Source organism: Rhodococcus sp. NPDC006774 (assembly GCF_040636045.1).
Classification (GTDB): domain Bacteria; phylum Actinomycetota; class Actinomycetes; order Mycobacteriales; family Mycobacteriaceae; genus Rhodococcoides.
The window spans coordinates 1-15,057 of sequence record NZ_JBEYIW010000035.1; the positions used below are offsets into that span (position 1 = coordinate 1).

Here is a 15,057-nt window from a genome sequence, read left to right on the forward strand (position 1 = left end):
TTTGCTCGTTGTCTCTCTTCCGCCCCCCCTCCCCCCCACACCACACCACTGCCGTAGGCACTACAGCGTCAGGTTCGCACCCGAGGCCTGGTCGAACACCGAGATCTTCGCCGGATCGAACCACAGTTCCACCTGACCACCCTCGGCGGCCTTGGATTCGGCGGCCAGACGTGCAACCACCTGTGCGCCACCGAGATCGGCGATACCCGCGTCCGCTGCGAGCTCCTGCAGCTCGCTGGATTCGACCCGCGCGCCCTTGAGCGTGAAGTAGACGTACTTGTCGCTACCCATCGACTCGAGTACGTCGACGGTGGCGGTGAAGGTGGCACCGCTCATCTTCTGGTAACCGTCGATCAGAGCCGCGTCCTCGAAGTGCTCGGGGCGGATGCCGACGACCACCTCGCGGCCCGGGTTCTTGGCCTTGATCGCATCCATCCGCTCGAGCGGGATGTCGATATCGCCCAACGCGGTCGAGACACCGTTCGAGGTGAGCTGTCCGGGAACGAAGTTCATCGAGGGCGATCCGATGAAGCCGCCCACGAACAGGTTTCGCGGCTTGTCGTACAGCTCCTGCGGAGAACCGATCTGCTGCACCAACCCGCCGCGCAGCACCACGACGCGATCGCCGAGGGTCATGGCCTCGGTCTGGTCGTGCGTGACGTACACGGTGGTGGTGCCGAGCCGCTTCTGCAGACGCGAGATCTCGGCGCGGGTCTGCACGCGCAGCTTCGCGTCGAGGTTGGACAGCGGCTCGTCCATCAGGAACGCCTTGGGTGTACGAACGATGGCGCGGCCCATGGCAACTCGCTGACGCTGACCACCGGAGAGGTTCGCCGGCTTGCGGTCGAGATGCTGGCTGAGGTCGAGGATCTTGGCTGCCTCCTCGACCTTGCTGTTGATCTCCGACTTCGAGAGCTTGGCGAGCGTCAGTGGGAAGGCGATGTTCTGCCGCACCGTCATGTGCGGGTACAGCGCGTACGACTGGAAGACCATCGCGATGTCGCGATCCTTCGGTGCCTTCTCGTTGACGCGCTCCCCCGCGATGCGCAGCTCGCCGGACGAGATGTCCTCGAGACCGGCGATCATGTTGAGGGTGGTCGACTTTCCGCAACCGGACGGCCCGACGAGAATGATGAATTCGCCGTCGGCGATGGTGATGTCGACGTCGCTGACCGCGGCGGCGCCGTCGGGGTAGAGCTTGGTGACTTTGTCGAGAACGATTTCGGCCATGACGGTTATCCCTTCACTGCGCCGGACGTCAAGCCCGCCACGATACGTCGTTGGAAGAAGAGCACAAAAATGATGATCGGGATCGTGATGACGACTGCTGCCGCCGCGATCGACCCCGTGGGCTCCTCGAACTGAGAGCTACCGGTGAACTGCGAGATGGCCGCCGGGACGGTGACCGAACGTTCTGTTGCCGTCAACGAGATGGCGAGCAGCAGGTCGTTCCAGGCGAAGATGAACACCAGAATGGCGGCGGTGACGATGCCGGGGGCGGCCAGCGGGGCGATGACCTTGCGGAACGCCTGTGCGGGCGTCGCGCCGTCCATCTTCGCTGCCTTTTCGAGCTCCCACGGGATCTCGCGGAAGAACGCCGACAGGGTGTATATCGCCAACGGCAACGCGAAGGTGATGTACGGAATGATCAGTCCCGGCCAGGTGTCGAACAGTCCCAGCGAGCGGGAGATGTCGAACAGCGGTGTCACCAGCGAGATCTGGGGGAACATCGCGATGAGAAGTGCTGCACCGACCAGAGCCTTCTTTCCCGGAAAGTCCAGGCGAGCAACGGCATACGCAGCCATCGTGCCGATCACCACGGCGATCACGGTGGTGATCAGTCCGATACCGATCGAGTTCACCAAAGCCGAGGTGAACTGATTGGTCGAGAAGATGCCCTTGTAGTTGTCGAAGGTGATCGATCGCGGAATGAAGTTGCCGTCGGCTATGGTGGCCGTCGACTTGAACGAGAGGCTGATGATCCACAGCAGTGGAACCAGTGCGTAGAGCAGGACGAGGACGTTGACGACCGTCCAACCGACCTTCTTGCGAGGCGTAACAGTGGTCATTACTTGCGGCCTCCGTCGTCGGATCCCGGTGCCGATGCACCGAACAACTTGATGAACACGAACGCGATGATCGCGACGCAGAAGAAGATCAGAATGCTGATCGCCGACCCGAGTCCGAGGTTGAACGCACCGAACAGGTTGTTGTAACCGAGAATCGAGACCGATCCGGTTTCGTTGCTGCCTCGGGTGAGCACGTAGATATTGTCGAAGATGCGGAACGCGTCGAGGGTGCGGAAGAGCACCGCGACGAGAATCGCCGGCTTCATCAACGGAATCGTGATGCGCATCAGCCTGGTCCACGCACCCGCTCCGTCGACCTCGGCCGCCTTGAGCAGATCGTCGGGCACCAGAGCCAGGCCCGCCAGCAACAGCAGCGCCATGAACGGCGTGGTCTTCCAGACCTCGGCCAACACCACGATCGCCAGGGACGGGAACTGCTCGGTGAGCGGAGCACTACCGTCGGGCAGCAGATTGGCGAGATAGCCCGTGCCGGGGGTCCACGCGTAGTACCAGCTGTACGCGGCGGCGACGGTCACGATGCCGTACGGGATGAGCACCACGGTGCGCACGAGTCCGCGACCGAAGATGGTGCGATGCATCACCAGTGCCACCGCCAGGCCGAGGATGAACTCGATGATCACCGAGATGATCGTGATGCCCGCGGTGACGCCGAACGCCGTCCACCAGTAGCCGTCGGACAGCACGGTCACGTAGTTGGAGATACCGACGAATTCACGATCCTCGGGGAATGCGAGGTTGTACTTCTGCAGGCTGAGCCAGAACGCGTAGATGATCGGATACCCGGTGACCGCGATCATCAGCAGCGCGGCGGGCGCGATGAGCATCAGCCCCAGGCGACGTTCGGCCTTCTTGCCGTCGGAGACGTTCTTCAGCGCCGCTTGCTTGTCGACGGGCTGCGATGCGGGCTGTGACTCGGTGGTGGTGCTCATGGAATCAACCCTTCGGAATTGACGGCCTTGGAGACCAGATCTGCGAGCTTGTCCACGTCGGCCACCGGATCGATGCTCTGCGGCGGGTTGAGCGCATCGGTCAGCAGAATCGAAATGCTCTGGTAGGCAGGCGAAACGGGCCTCACAGCCGCCGATTCGATGGAACCGAGCACGCCTTCCCATGCGGGGTAGGAGGCCTGGAACTCCGGATCGGAGTACAGCGACTTCAGCACCGGCGGCACGCCACCGTTGATGGCGTTGTTGCGCTGGTTCTCCTCGTTGGTGAGGCACTCGACGGCCTCCCAGGCGAGGTCCTCGTGCTGAGTGGTCTTCGCGACACCGATGTTGAATCCACCGATGGTGACCTTCGCGGGCTCGCCCGCATTCACCTCCGGATACGGAGCACTGCGGAAGACCTCGGCTATCCGCGCATCCTGCTGATCGGCTGGCACGTTCGCGAGATCGAGGAACGAGACGGCACCGGCGATGGCGTTCTCCTTCAGCCCGGGCAGCACGAACGGGTAGTTGACCTGGAAGGCCATCCGTCCCGATTCCATGCCGAGGCGCGCAGTTGCCTCGTCGCTCTGCGAGACCGACGGATCGCGGCCGTCGGCCGTGGCCACTCGCTTGATGATCTCGAGGGCCTTCTCGGTGGCCGCGCGATGCTCGGGAGTGTCGTTCAGCGTCACCGTCGTTCCGTCCTCGGCGACGACCGAACCACCCGCGCTCTCGAGCAGCGAGTTGAACCACACCATGAAGCCCTCGTACTGCTTGGCCTGAACGCCGATCTGGCCCGGCTTACCCTCGGCCGCATTGGCCTCGGCCACGTCGATCAGCTGATCCCACGTCTGCGGCGGTACTCCGTCCGGCACCTCGTCGGGCCGATACCAGAGCAACTGGGTGTTGGAGTTGAGCGGAACCGCGTACAGCTGGTCCTGCCATTCCGCCGTCGCGAGCGGGCCTTCGAGAGTGGAGCCGTCGCGGAGCTTCGCGGACAGGTCGTCGGGTACCGGCAATGCCCATCCGGCCTCGGCGAATTCGGCCGTCCACACCACGTCGAGTGTCATCAGATCCAGCGTCCTGTCGTTGCCGGCGAGACGCCGCGCGAGCTGGAGACGCTGATCGTTCGCGCTCTTGGGCAGAGTTCGCTGCTCCACGCGGTAGCGGCCGTTCGAGGCGTCCGAACACACCTGTGCCGCAGCGGCGTACTGCTCTGCGCCGTCTGCGGCAGTGTAGAAACTCAGAACCGGAACAGAACTGTCGGACGAACCACACGCTGCGAGCAACGGACTCGTCACCAGAGCCGCTGCCGCCAACACCCCTATTCTCGTCGCTCTTCCACGCCTACGACCACGATGTCTCGGCACTTTCCGCCTCCGTACGTTCAATTACTCGCGCAGCACACTGTGTGGGACTGCCGTGCACGAAAGAAACGTAACCGAACTCACTGGCATAGAGGGCGATTTGGGGCTATTCCGTTACCTGTCGGTTGCCTGGTCGTCCACCAGGTGTGATCAGATCGACAGTTTGGCGAGCAGGTCGCGTGCTTTCTCTGCCGTTCGAGGCTCGCAGAGGACGTCGTAGCGACCCGCCACCAACTGCATGCTCGACGCGAAATCGCGCTGTCCCTTGGTGGCCGCATACGGAATGGAGGCCGAGATCAGGCCGAAGATGATGCCACCGCCGACGCCGATGAGCAGCGCTCCGAAGATGTTCTCACTGAAGATTCCGAGGACCAGACCGAGGAACACACCCAGCCATGCACCCGAAACGATGCCTCCACCAATCACTTTGGGCCACGTGAGGCGGCCGAGGACGCGCTCGACCTGCATCAGATCGACGCCGACGATCGTGACGTCCTGTACCGAGAACTCCTCGTCGGACAGGTAGTCGACGGCGCGCTGTGCCTCGGCATAGGTGGGGTAGGAACCGATCGGCCAACCGGAAGGCGGCGTCGGCAGTCCCTGCCCTGGGCGGCCCGACTGCGAGAGGGGATTAGTCATGACTCCATTGTGCCCCGAAACGGACAACCGGCACACCCGTTGTAGCGGTTCACAGCAGGTTGACGGTCGGTCAGGACGTGGGCGGCACGAAGGCAGTCGTACGCGTCATTCCTGCCGCCCGGCCCTTCGCCGAGACGACGAGCGCCATCTTGCGGCTCGCCTCGTCGATCATCTCGTCGCCCAACATCACTGCGCCGCGGCCGCCGCCCGCCGCGGACGTGTGGAACTCGTACGCGTCGAGGATCATCTCGGCCTTGTCGTAGTCGGCCTGACGCGGCGCGAAGATTTCGTTGGCCGCCTCGATCTGCGTCGGATGCAGCACCCACTTGCCGTCGAAGCCGAGACCTGCCGTGCGGCCGGCCGCCCGGCGGAAAGCGTCGAGATCGCGAATCTGCAGATAGGGACCGTCGATCGCCTGCAGACCGTGCGTCCTGGCGGCGAGAAGAATGGTCATCAGAATGTGGTGATAGGCGTCGCCCGTGTCGTATCCGACCGGCTGCTCGCCGACGACCAGAGTGCGCATGTTGACGCTGGCCATCAGATCAGCGGGACCGAACACCAGGGTTTGCACCCGCGGGCTCGCAGTCGCGATCTCGTCGATGTTGCGCAGACTGCGGGCGCTCTCGATCTGCGGTTCGATCCCGATCGCACCGACGTCGAGTCCGTGCTCTTTCTCGACCTGGGTGAGCAGCAGATCCAGTGCCTGCACGTGCGCGGCGCACTCCACCTTCGGCAGCAGGATGGCGTCGAGAGTGCGGCCGGCACCCGACACGACGTCGATGACGTCGCCGTACGTCCACTGCGTCGTCCAGTCGTTGACACGAACGACCTTGATCTGGTCGCCCCAGCCATCGGAATTGAGTGCGTCGACGATGCGCGCGCGGGCCTCGACCTTCGCGATGGGCGCAACGGCATCTTCGAGATCGAGAAAGATCGCGTCCGCCGGTAGACCCTTGGCCTTGGCGATCATCTTGTCCGAACTGCCCGGAACGGCCAACACCGATCGCCGCGGGCCCGAAGTATTCACGACGAGCACAACCCCTGTCTGATTCACCCTCTGTATTGCGAAGCCTCTAACCTTGCCATCATGGCAGCACTGAGCAAGGTATTCGCGGCCAGGCTCGCCGGCCTGGGTGTCCTGGGCCCCGACGGCGAATCGATCGGACGGGTCCGTGACGTGGTGATCTCGATGCGCGTCGGTAGAGCGCAACCGAGAGTGCTCGGCCTCGTGGTCGAATTGGCAACTCGGCGAAGAATTTTCGTGCCGATGCTCAGAGTCACCAGCATCGAACCGAACTCGGTCCAGCTCACGACCGGGAACGTCAGTCTGCGGCGATTCACTCAGCGCGCGAACGAGATTCTCGTGTTCGCGCAGATTCTCGACTCCAAGGTGCGCGTCGACGACCCCGAGCTCGACGAGCTGCACGACGTCGATTCCATCGTCGTCGACCTCGGCATCGAACTCACCCGAACTCGCGACTGGGTGGTCGCACGGGTTGCGGTACGCAAGCAACGGCAACGGCTCGCGCGCCGTGGTGCGATCCACGTCGTGGACTGGCAGCACGTGCAGGGGCTCACTCAGAACGAATTGTCGATGCCCGATCAAGGTGTCGCACAGCTTCTCATGCAGTTCGAGGATCTACGCGCGGCCGACGTCGCCAACGCGATGCGTGAGCTCCCCGTCAAACGTCGTATGGAGGTGGCGCGGGCGTTGGACGACGAACGTCTCGCCGACGTCGTCCAGGAACTGCCCGACGACGACCAGGTGGAAATGATGCACTACCTCGGCGTCGATCGCGGTGCCGATCTGCTCGAGGCCATGGACCCCGACGATGCCGCCGACCTCCTCGGCGAGCTGCCCGAGACCGAAGCGGAATCGCTTCTGCGACTGATGGATCCGGAGGACTCGGCACCGGTCCGCCGTCTGCTCGAGCACTCCCCCGACACCGCAGGCGGTCTGATGACCCCCGAACCCGTCGTACTCACCGCATCGACGACGGTGGCCGAGGCGCTCGCCCGGGTGCGCAACCCCGACCTGACGCCCGCGCTGGCCTCGCTCGTGTTCGTGGTGCGGCCACCGACGGCCACCCCCACCGGCCCGTATCTCGGCTGCGTGCATCTGCAGCAATTGCTTCGAGAACCGCCGGCGAGTCTGGTCGGCGGCGTGGTGGACAGCGCGCTGCCGCGGTTGTCCCCCGAGGACAGCCTCACCGCCGTGACGCGATACTTCGCGACGTACAACCTCGTCTGCGGCCCGGTGGTCGACGACGAGGACCACCTGGTCGGGGCCGTGACCGTGGACGACGTCCTCGATCACCTGCTGCCCGAGGACTGGCGAGATCAGGAAGTGGCCGGACAGTGAAAGAAACAGCACGCCAGAGAATGGACACTCCGCGCGGGTCGCGGATGTTCAACGTCAACCTCGACTTCGACCTCGGCAAGTCGGGCGAGAAGGCTGCCAGATTCCTCGGTACCGGCCGCTACCTGGCAATCCAGACGGGCATCGTGATCGTCTGGATCTTCCTCAACGTCGTGGCCGTCAACCTCCGGTGGGACCCCTATCCCTTCATCCTGCTCAACCTCGCGTTCTCGACCCAGGCCGCGTACGCGGCTCCGCTGATTCTGCTGGCCCAGAATCGGCAGGACGACCGAGACCGAGTCTCGCTCGAAGAGGACCGTTCTCGCGCACAACAGACGAAGGCCGACACCGAGTTCCTCGCTCGCGAACTCGCAGCGCTGCGCATCGCCGTCGGAGAAGTCGCCACCCGCGACTATCTGCGCCGCGAACTGGACGAGGTGAAGGCACTCCTCGAACAGGCGACGGGACAGCCGGTCGCAACTCCGAAGAAGTCACGCAAGAAGGCAGCCGGCCGGGTGCCGGAGGACGCATCGGGCCCGGATACGGCGACATTCGACCCCGAAGCGCACTAGACCCCTCCTCCGCTGATAACAGCCCGGTAACGGAACAGTCTCGAATCAGGTACCCTCGACCCCGGTCATCAGGTCGGGCCCCGGTTGTCATCCGGGGAAATCAGGAGGTACAGCACGCGTGGGTCGTCACAGAAAAGCATCGACTTCCAAGGTCCGACGGAATTCGGTGATTGCTCTGGCAGGTCTCGTCCCCGCAGGACTCGTCACCGCCGCCACCAGCGCCGGAGCCACGGAATACATTCCTTTCGTCAGTGCGAAAACCTCGCCTGCAGCGCAGGAATCCAACTCGGTGGTCGAAACCCCGCAGCCGATCGCCCAGGAGCAGCAGGCGCAACCGGTGGCCCAGGCCGAGCTTCCGGTACCCGCTGCGGTCCCGGCACCCGCCCCGGTCCCCGAGATTCCGCCCACACCCGAGCTGCCCACCAACCTCGCGGTCAGCCCCATCGCGATTCCGGTCGTCAACGTCTCGGCCTACAAGAACGCCGAGCGCATCCTGGCCCAGCAGCAACCCGGCTGCGGCATCAGCTGGACCGTCATCGCCGGCATCGGCCGTGTCGAATCCACCCACGCCAACAACGGCAAGGTCGACGACTCGGGCGAGCTGCACGAGCCCATCCTCGGTCCACGCCTGAACGGCACCCTCGCGGGCAACCAGGTGATTCGCGACACCGACGGTGGAGCACTCGACGGCGACACCGAATACGACCGCGCAGTCGGACCCATGCAGTTCCTGCCCTCGACGTGGAACCTCTACCACGCGGACGGCAACGGGGACGGCGTCTCCGACCCGCAGAACCTGTACGACGCGGCCCTGGCCACCGGCATGTACCTGTGCGACGACGGCACCGACATGCGCGACCTCGGATCGACCACCAAGGCGATCCTGCGCTACAACAACTCGATGGCCTACGTGGCGAACGTGCTCGCATGGTCGGCCGGATACGCCACCGGCATCGTCCCGACGTCGGACCAGCTCCCGCGCATTCACTGATCGGGTGTCCGCGCCTGCCCTGCTGTCCAACGGGAGTCGGCCCACCGCCTAGCATGAGGCAATGGCTGTATTGACCGAATCCGACGTTCGGACCGCGCTCTCGAAGGTGATCGACCCCGAGATCCGCAAACCCATCACCGATCTGGGGATGGTCAAGAGCATCGACATCTCCGACGACGGAGCCGTCGGCGTCGGCATCTACCTCACCACCTCCGGTTGTCCGATGAAGACCGAGATCAGCGACCGCGTCAAGAACGCCGTCGCCGACGTCGCAGGCGTCGGCACCGTATCGGTCGAACTCGACGTGATGAACGACGAGCAGCGCACCGAACTCCGCAAGTCACTGCGCGGCGATTCCGCAGAGCCGATCATTCCCTTCGCGCAACCCGGATCCCTGACCCGCGTGTACGCGGTGGCGTCGGGCAAGGGCGGAGTCGGCAAGTCCAGCGTGACGGTCAATCTCGCCGCATCGCTGACCGCTCGCGGTTTGTCGGTCGGCGTGCTCGACGCCGACATCTACGGTCACTCCGTACCTCGCATGCTCGGCAACGACGCACGACCGACCCAGGTCGAGAAGATGATCATGCCGCCGCAGGCACACGGCGTGAAGTTCATCTCGATCGCGCAGTTCACCCAGGGCAACACCCCGGTCGTGTGGCGTGGACCGATGCTGCACCGCGCGCTGCAGCAGTTCCTGGCCGACGTCTTCTGGGGCGATCTGGACGTACTGCTGCTCGACCTTCCGCCCGGCACCGGAGACGTGGCAATCTCTGTCGCTCAGCTCATCCCGAGCGCGGAAATCCTCGTGGTCACCACCCCGCAGCAGGCCGCGGCCGAGGTCGCCGAGCGCGCGGGTGCGATCGCACTACAGACTCGGCAGCGCGTGGCAGGTGTCGTGGAGAACATGTCGTGGCTCGAGCTGCCCGACGGCACCCGCATGGACATCTTCGGATCCGGTGGCGGACAGGACGTATCGGACAGATTGACCAAGGCAGTGGGTGTCAGCGTTCCCCTTCTCGGCCAGATTCCGCTCGACACCGCAGTCCGAGAGGGCGGCGACGCCGGGACGCCTATCGTGCTGAGCAACCCGGAATCGCCTGCGGCACAAGCTTTGGAGGCGGTAGCTGCGAAGTTGGCAGTCCGCGAACGTGGGCTGGTCGGAATGTCACTCGGCATCGATTCGGCGCGCAAACTGTAAGTCGCGCTTATACCCGACAAACGACGCGGGAAACAGGGTTGGGGCCTTAGGATTTGCCTTCAATCCTACTGTCGATAGAGAGTGGCCTTCATGAAGAAGCCGCATCGGGTCAGGCCGGTCGTCGTTCCGGTTCTGATCGCACTGCTGATCACCCTGTTGGGATCGCTGCTCGGTCCCGCCATGGCATCCGCACAACCCGCCCCGCCTGCACAGAACTATTCGATCGCGACCGACACCACGTTCGCACCCTTCGAATTCCAGGACGAGAGCGGCAAACTCGTCGGAATCGACATGGACCTACTCGCCGCGATCTCGGTGGATCAAGGCTTCGACTACACCGTCGAGCAGGTCGGTTTCGATACCGCACTCCAGGGCGTCACCAGCGGCCAGTTCAACGGAATGATCGCCGGCATGTCGATCACCGACGAACGCAAGGCCACCTTCGACTTCTCCGAGCCGTACTTCGATTCCGGTGTCCAGATGGCGATTCTGGATTCCAACGACGACATCACCGGTTACGAGGATCTGCGCGGCAAGTCCGTCGCGGTCAAGAACGGCACCGAGGGCGCGACCTTCGCCGCGTCGATCGCAGACCAGTACGGCTTCACCATTCGCAGCTTCGACGATTCCGCCACGATGTTCGAGGAAGTGCGCACCGGCAACTCGGCGGCCGCCTTCGAGGACTACCCCGTGCTCGCCTACGGCATCACCCAGGGCAACGGATTCAAGACCGTCACCGAGAAGGAAGCCGGTGCCAGTTACGGATTCGCGGTCGCCAAGGGCACCAACGCCCAGTTGCTCGAACAGTTCAACACCGGACTCGAGAACCTGCGCGCCAACGGCCAGTACGACCAGATTCTCGACACCTACCTCAACGCCGATGCCTCCACCGCCGACACGTCCATCCCCGGTCTGATCGCCAGCAGCTGGCAGTTGCTGCTCAAGGGCCTGTGGCTGACCATCGTGTTGACCGTCATTTCCATCGCCATCGCGTTGGTGCTCGGCGGGATCTTCGGTCTGTTCCGCGTCTCCACCAACATCGTGCTCCGCGGCATCGGCACCACCTACGTCGACATCTTCCGTGGCACACCGCTCCTGGTGCAGGCATTCTTCATCTACTTCGGTGTACCCGCGGCGCTGAACTTCCAGATGTCGGCGTTCACCGCAGGCATCATCACGCTCTCGCTCAACGCCGGTGCCTACATGGCCGAGATCGTCCGCGGCGGCATCCTCGCCGTCGACAAGGGACAGATGGAGGCCTCACGCAGCCTCGGCATCAGCTACCTCAAGTCGATGCGAAAAGTGGTGATGCCACAGGCAATTCGCACGATGATCCCGTCGTACATCAATCAGTTCGTCATCACGCTCAAGGACACGTCACTGCTCTCGGTCATCGGCCTCGCCGAACTGACCCAGACGGGTCGTCTGATCATCGCCCGCAACTTCGAGTCGTTCAACATGTGGCTCATCGTCGGCGTTCTGTACTTCATCATCATCATGGCTCTCACCAAGCTGTCGAACCGGCTCGAGAAGAGGATCAACAAATGAGCACCGAACTGACCAAGGACCTGCCGGTCGACAGCGGTTCCGGAACCAAGATCTCCATCAAGGGCCTGCAGAAGGCGTTCGGCGACAACACGGTTCTCAAGGGCATCGACGCCGAGATCGCCAACGGTGAAGTGGTGTGCGTCATCGGGCCGTCCGGCTCCGGCAAGAGCACGTTCCTGCGTTGCCTCAACAAGCTCGAGGACATCACCGCCGGATCGGTCGTCGTCGACGGCACCGACCTCACGGCCAAGAACGTCGACCTGGACAAGGTGCGCCAGAACATCGGCATGGTGTTTCAGCACTTCAACCTCTTCCCACACATGACCGCCCTCGAGAACGTCATGCTCGCGCCCGTCGAGACCAAGAAGATGTCGAAGTCGCAGGCCAAGGATTCGGCCGTGAAACTGCTCGAACAAGTGGGCCTGTCCGAGCGTGCGAACTACAAGCCGGCCAACCTCTCCGGCGGGCAGAAGCAGCGCGTCGCCATCGCCCGGGCACTGGCCATGAGCCCGTCGATCATGCTGTTCGACGAGGCCACCAGCGCACTCGACCCCGAGATGGTCGGAGAAGTACTGCAGGTGCTGCGCGACCTCGCCAAGGGCGGCATGACCATGGTCGTCGTGACCCACGAGATGGGCTTCGCACGCGAGGTCGCCGATCGAGTGATCTTCATGGCCGAGGGCGTCATCGTCGAAGAAGGCACCCCCGACGAGTTGTTCGGAAACCCACAGAACCCACGTACTCAGGACTTCCTGAACAAGGTGCTCTAGCCCGCCCGCCCGCCGTTTGCGTCAATGGACCACTGCAGCGCTCAGACGTATGCAAGGGTCCATTGACGCAGCAGCGGGGTCGGCGTGAATGGACCATTGCCGCGCTCAGACGTGTTCAAGGGTCCATTGACGCGGACGGGTGCGACCGAACGAAGAACGGTTCAGGCTTATGTGGCGTCGGCGTCGATCGGCGGGGTGTCGCCGGCCGACAGTTTCGGCTCGTTCTTGCTCATCGACACCGTGCCGCCGGACGCACTACCCGAGGACACGCCGTTCCGAGGCGTCGGGCCGCCCGGACTCTTCGGCTTGGCGTCGAAGGGCTTGCCCTTGAAGGTGTCCTCGAGTGGGTTCTTGAAGACCGAGTCGTCGCCGTCGAGCAGGTGCTTGGTGATCACTGCCCGCGGGGTCATGCCCCGGAGTTGATTGAGATCCGCGAGCGGTTTGCGGAGGTCCTCGAAGTCGGTACCGAGTTCGTCCTTGAGCTGTTGGCTCGCGCCGTTGGCGTAGTCCTTGACCTGACGGATCGACTTGGACACCCAGCTGATGGCGCCGGGGAGGCGATCGGGGCCGAGGATGACGAGAGCTGCTACGAGGAGAATGACGAGCTCTCCCCAACCGATGTTGCCGAACACGCCTGCCAGCCTACGTCGTCAGTCCGAAACCGGCGTGACGGAGAGGTCCACCAGCCGCCCCGACCGGACGAGTTGCACCGGAACCGGCTCCCCGATGGTCGTGGCCTGCACGGCGACGACCAGTTCGTCGGCGTCGCCCACGGCTCGGTCGCCGACCTTGGTGATGACATCGCCTTCGACGATTCCGGCCTGCTGGGCAGGACCGTCGGCGCGGACGTTCGCCACTTCCGCGCCTGCCGAGGTGTCGTTGATGACCGAGCGGGCATTGATTCCGATGTCGGGGTGCCGCATGACACCGTCCCGGATCAATGACTGCGTCACCTCGAACACCTCGTCGACCGGAATGGCGAAGCCGAGGCCTACCGATCCGCCGCTCTCGCTGCGGATGGCCGAGTTGATGCCGATCACGCGGCCCTCGAAGTCGATGAGTGGACCGCCGGAGTTGCCGGGGTTGATGGCGGCGTCGGTCTGCACGGCATCGATGACGGCGTTGGTGTCGGTGCCCTCACCCGACAGGGCGACGGGCCGATCGAGCGCGCTGACGATGCCCGAGGTGACGGTCTTGTTCAAGCCGAGCGGTGAGCCGACGGCGATCACGTCCTGCCCGACGCGAACGTCGGCGGAACGACCGAGTTCGGCGACGGTGAGGTTGCCGACATCGGTCTTGAGGACGGCGAGGTCGGTCTTGGTGTCGCGTCCGACGATGTCGGCCGGCACCTTGGTGCCGTCGGAGAACGTCACTTCCAGGGTCGAGTTCTCCGGGTCGGATGCGGCCAGTGAGATCACGTGGTTGTTCGTGACGATGTAGCCGGCACCGTCGATGACGACGCCCGAGCCGGTGCCGCCGGTCTCGCCGAGCGTCACCTGGATCGAGACGACGGACGGCAGGACGGCGTCGGCGACCTTGCTGATCTGCCCGCGCGGGATGTCGTCGCCGCTGGACTGGGTCAGGGTCACTTTTTGACTGGTCAACGCCCCGGTGACCTCGGCGGTGAGGCGACCGAACAGCCCGCCGACCAATCCGATGACGAGGGCGAGAACGCCGAGTACGACGAGAGCTCGGACGGACACCGACCGGCCGAACAGCACGTCGCGCACACCGAGTTTGGTGCCCGGTGGAAGAACGGGAGGAGGCGGGGAATCGAGCGCCGCGCTGCCGAGGGACACCCGAGCGGTTGGATCGCGCCACGGATCGGCCGGAGCCGACGGGGCCGTGTCGCTGTCGTCCTCGGCGTTCGGGTCGCGCTGCAGCGAGTCCTGGGCATCGTCCGGGCGTCCGAACGCCTCGGCGAGGATGGGATCGGGTGGACGAACCGATACGCGCGAGGGAAGTTCCTCGCCGGGCCTACGCGGGGAGAACGAACCGTTCACATCGTCGGGACGTCCGAACACCGAGGCCGACACCGGATCGACGGACGGCCGATAGACCGGACGCGGTGGCAACCGAGGACCTTCGGGACCGGTCCCTGCGCCCTCGAAATCTGCCGGGTCGGTGCCTGCGGTCTCGGTGCTGGTCGAATTCGATGTCACGCGTCCGGTTACCCCTCGCATACGTCGGTGTGAGAGTTCAGTATCACTCGAGCGGTCGGCGCGGCTCGATGCAGGTGAGAAGTCGTCGCGCAGATCTCGGTGCGATCAGCGTCGGCGACGGCGCACGTCGGCGACGGCGGACATGAAGGTTCGCTTGGTGTGGGACGGCCGATCCTCGCCCGCGCAGGACGGTATCTGGCTCAGCAGTCCGAGCAGAGAATGCGGCATCGACATCTCCCCTGCTCCGCGCAGTGCCTTCCGTGCCTGCTGCTGGGCCTCGACCTCGGCGGCACATTCGGGGCATTCGGACAGGTGGTCGGCTGCACGGAGGTAGGCCGGCATTCGCAATTCGCCATCGACGTACGCCGCGACGGCCTCACTGGCCAGATGTTCGGTGGAGCTGAATCGCCTCGGCTTGCGCGCCTGCGTCATCCA

15 protein-coding genes are annotated in these 15,057 nt (G+C 64.3%); 6 read left to right on the forward strand and 9 right to left on the reverse strand.

The window, feature by feature from the left end:
- Window positions 1-60 precede the first annotated feature (60 nt).
- The 6 genes from ugpC to ABZ677_RS26835 form a co-directional block, all read right to left on the reverse strand.
- On the reverse strand, window positions 61-1,230 hold the full coding sequence (gene ugpC, locus ABZ677_RS26810; RefSeq protein ID WP_037191571.1) for a sn-glycerol-3-phosphate ABC transporter ATP-binding protein UgpC: 1,170 nt from the start codon (window positions 1,228-1,230) through the stop codon (window positions 61-63).
- A gap of 5 nt (window positions 1,231-1,235) precedes the next feature.
- Entirely contained in the window at window positions 1,236-2,069 is an 834-nt protein-coding gene (locus tag ABZ677_RS26815; RefSeq protein ID WP_032375916.1) for a carbohydrate ABC transporter permease, read from the reverse strand.
- On the reverse strand, window positions 2,069-3,019 hold the full coding sequence (locus ABZ677_RS26820; protein ID WP_094633856.1) for a sugar ABC transporter permease: 951 nt from the start codon (window positions 3,017-3,019) through the stop codon (window positions 2,069-2,071). The genes ABZ677_RS26815 and ABZ677_RS26820 overlap by 1 nt, the downstream gene beginning before the upstream one ends.
- Window positions 3,016-4,338 (reverse strand): ABC transporter substrate-binding protein, encoded by a 1,323-nt coding sequence (locus tag ABZ677_RS26825; protein WP_094633857.1) that lies wholly within the window; start codon window positions 4,336-4,338, stop codon window positions 3,016-3,018. Before ABZ677_RS26825 ends, ABZ677_RS26820 begins: the two co-directional genes overlap by 4 nt.
- Window positions 4,339-4,533: 195 nt before the next feature.
- Window positions 4,534-5,022, reverse strand: coding sequence for a general stress protein (locus ABZ677_RS26830; RefSeq protein WP_008714301.1), 489 nt, complete (start codon window positions 5,020-5,022; stop codon window positions 4,534-4,536).
- Window positions 5,023-5,092: 70 nt separating this feature from the next.
- Window positions 5,093-6,049 carry a CoA ester lyase gene (locus ABZ677_RS26835; protein WP_037191690.1) on the reverse strand — a complete coding sequence of 319 codons (957 nt, stop codon included), beginning with the start codon at window positions 6,047-6,049 and terminating at the stop codon, window positions 5,093-5,095.
- A 60-nt stretch (window positions 6,050-6,109) separates the two neighbouring features.
- Here ABZ677_RS26835 and ABZ677_RS26840 point away from each other — a divergent pair, with 60 nt between their 5' ends.
- From ABZ677_RS26840 to ABZ677_RS26865, 6 genes are all read left to right on the forward strand, one after another.
- Window positions 6,110-7,384 (forward strand): CBS domain-containing protein, encoded by a 1,275-nt coding sequence (locus tag ABZ677_RS26840; RefSeq protein WP_037191563.1) that lies wholly within the window; start codon window positions 6,110-6,112, stop codon window positions 7,382-7,384.
- A 20-nt stretch (window positions 7,385-7,404) separates the two neighbouring features.
- The gene (locus ABZ677_RS26845; protein WP_052047740.1) at window positions 7,405-7,953 is read left to right on the forward strand and encodes a DUF1003 domain-containing protein; all 549 of its coding nucleotides are present in this window, start codon (window positions 7,405-7,407) and stop codon (window positions 7,951-7,953) included.
- Between the two features lie 118 nt (window positions 7,954-8,071).
- Window positions 8,072-8,944 carry a murein transglycosylase gene (locus tag ABZ677_RS26850; RefSeq protein WP_037191558.1) on the forward strand — a complete coding sequence of 291 codons (873 nt, stop codon included), beginning with the start codon at window positions 8,072-8,074 and terminating at the stop codon, window positions 8,942-8,944.
- 61 nt (window positions 8,945-9,005) lie between these two features.
- Window positions 9,006-10,142, forward strand: a complete 1,137-nt coding sequence (locus ABZ677_RS26855) for an Mrp/NBP35 family ATP-binding protein (RefSeq protein WP_358374911.1) — start codon at window positions 9,006-9,008, stop codon at window positions 10,140-10,142.
- Window positions 10,143-10,232: 90 nt separating this feature from the next.
- The gene (locus tag ABZ677_RS26860) at window positions 10,233-11,690 is read left to right on the forward strand and encodes an amino acid ABC transporter substrate-binding protein/permease (RefSeq protein WP_094741308.1); all 1,458 of its coding nucleotides are present in this window, start codon (window positions 10,233-10,235) and stop codon (window positions 11,688-11,690) included.
- The gene (locus ABZ677_RS26865; RefSeq protein WP_094741307.1) at window positions 11,687-12,460 is read left to right on the forward strand and encodes an amino acid ABC transporter ATP-binding protein; all 774 of its coding nucleotides are present in this window, start codon (window positions 11,687-11,689) and stop codon (window positions 12,458-12,460) included. Before ABZ677_RS26860 ends, ABZ677_RS26865 begins: the two co-directional genes overlap by 4 nt.
- A 167-nt stretch (window positions 12,461-12,627) precedes the next feature.
- Here ABZ677_RS26865 and tatB read toward each other — a convergent pair whose 3' ends face one another.
- The 3 genes from tatB to ABZ677_RS26880 all read right to left on the reverse strand — a co-directional run bounded on the left by tatB (window position 12,628) and on the right by ABZ677_RS26880 (window position 15,054).
- A complete protein-coding gene (gene tatB, locus ABZ677_RS26870) occupies window positions 12,628-13,092 on the reverse strand; it encodes a Sec-independent protein translocase protein TatB (protein WP_358374915.1) in 465 nt (154 codons plus the stop codon).
- 18 nt (window positions 13,093-13,110) lie between these two features.
- The gene (locus ABZ677_RS26875) at window positions 13,111-14,535 is read right to left on the reverse strand and encodes a trypsin-like peptidase domain-containing protein (RefSeq protein ID WP_358374944.1); all 1,425 of its coding nucleotides are present in this window, start codon (window positions 14,533-14,535) and stop codon (window positions 13,111-13,113) included.
- Between the two features lie 192 nt (window positions 14,536-14,727).
- Window positions 14,728-15,054, reverse strand: a complete 327-nt coding sequence (locus ABZ677_RS26880) for a hypothetical protein (RefSeq protein ID WP_037191683.1) — start codon at window positions 15,052-15,054, stop codon at window positions 14,728-14,730.
- Window positions 15,055-15,057 lie beyond the last annotated feature (3 nt).

Coding starts and splice junctions, on each gene's coding strand:
- ugpC (WP_037191571.1), bottom strand. CDS start 1,230: ATGGCCGAAATCGTTCTCGACAAAGTCACCAAGCTCTACCCCGACGGC.
- ABZ677_RS26815 (WP_032375916.1), bottom strand. CDS start 2,069: ATGACCACTGTTACGCCTCGCAAGAAGGTCGGTTGGACGGTCGTCAAC.
- ABZ677_RS26820 (WP_094633856.1), bottom strand. CDS start 3,019: ATGAGCACCACCACCGAGTCACAGCCCGCATCGCAGCCCGTCGACAAG.
- ABZ677_RS26830 (WP_008714301.1), bottom strand. CDS start 5,022: ATGACTAATCCCCTCTCGCAGTCGGGCCGCCCAGGGCAGGGACTGCCG.
- ABZ677_RS26840 (WP_037191563.1), top strand. CDS start 6,110: ATGGCAGCACTGAGCAAGGTATTCGCGGCCAGGCTCGCCGGCCTGGGT.
- ABZ677_RS26845 (WP_052047740.1), top strand. CDS start 7,405: ATGGACACTCCGCGCGGGTCGCGGATGTTCAACGTCAACCTCGACTTC.
- ABZ677_RS26855 (WP_358374911.1), top strand. CDS start 9,006: ATGGCTGTATTGACCGAATCCGACGTTCGGACCGCGCTCTCGAAGGTG.
- ABZ677_RS26860 (WP_094741308.1), top strand. CDS start 10,233: ATGAAGAAGCCGCATCGGGTCAGGCCGGTCGTCGTTCCGGTTCTGATC.
- ABZ677_RS26865 (WP_094741307.1), top strand. CDS start 11,687: ATGAGCACCGAACTGACCAAGGACCTGCCGGTCGACAGCGGTTCCGGA.
- ABZ677_RS26880 (WP_037191683.1), bottom strand. CDS start 15,054: ATGACGCAGGCGCGCAAGCCGAGGCGATTCAGCTCCACCGAACATCTG.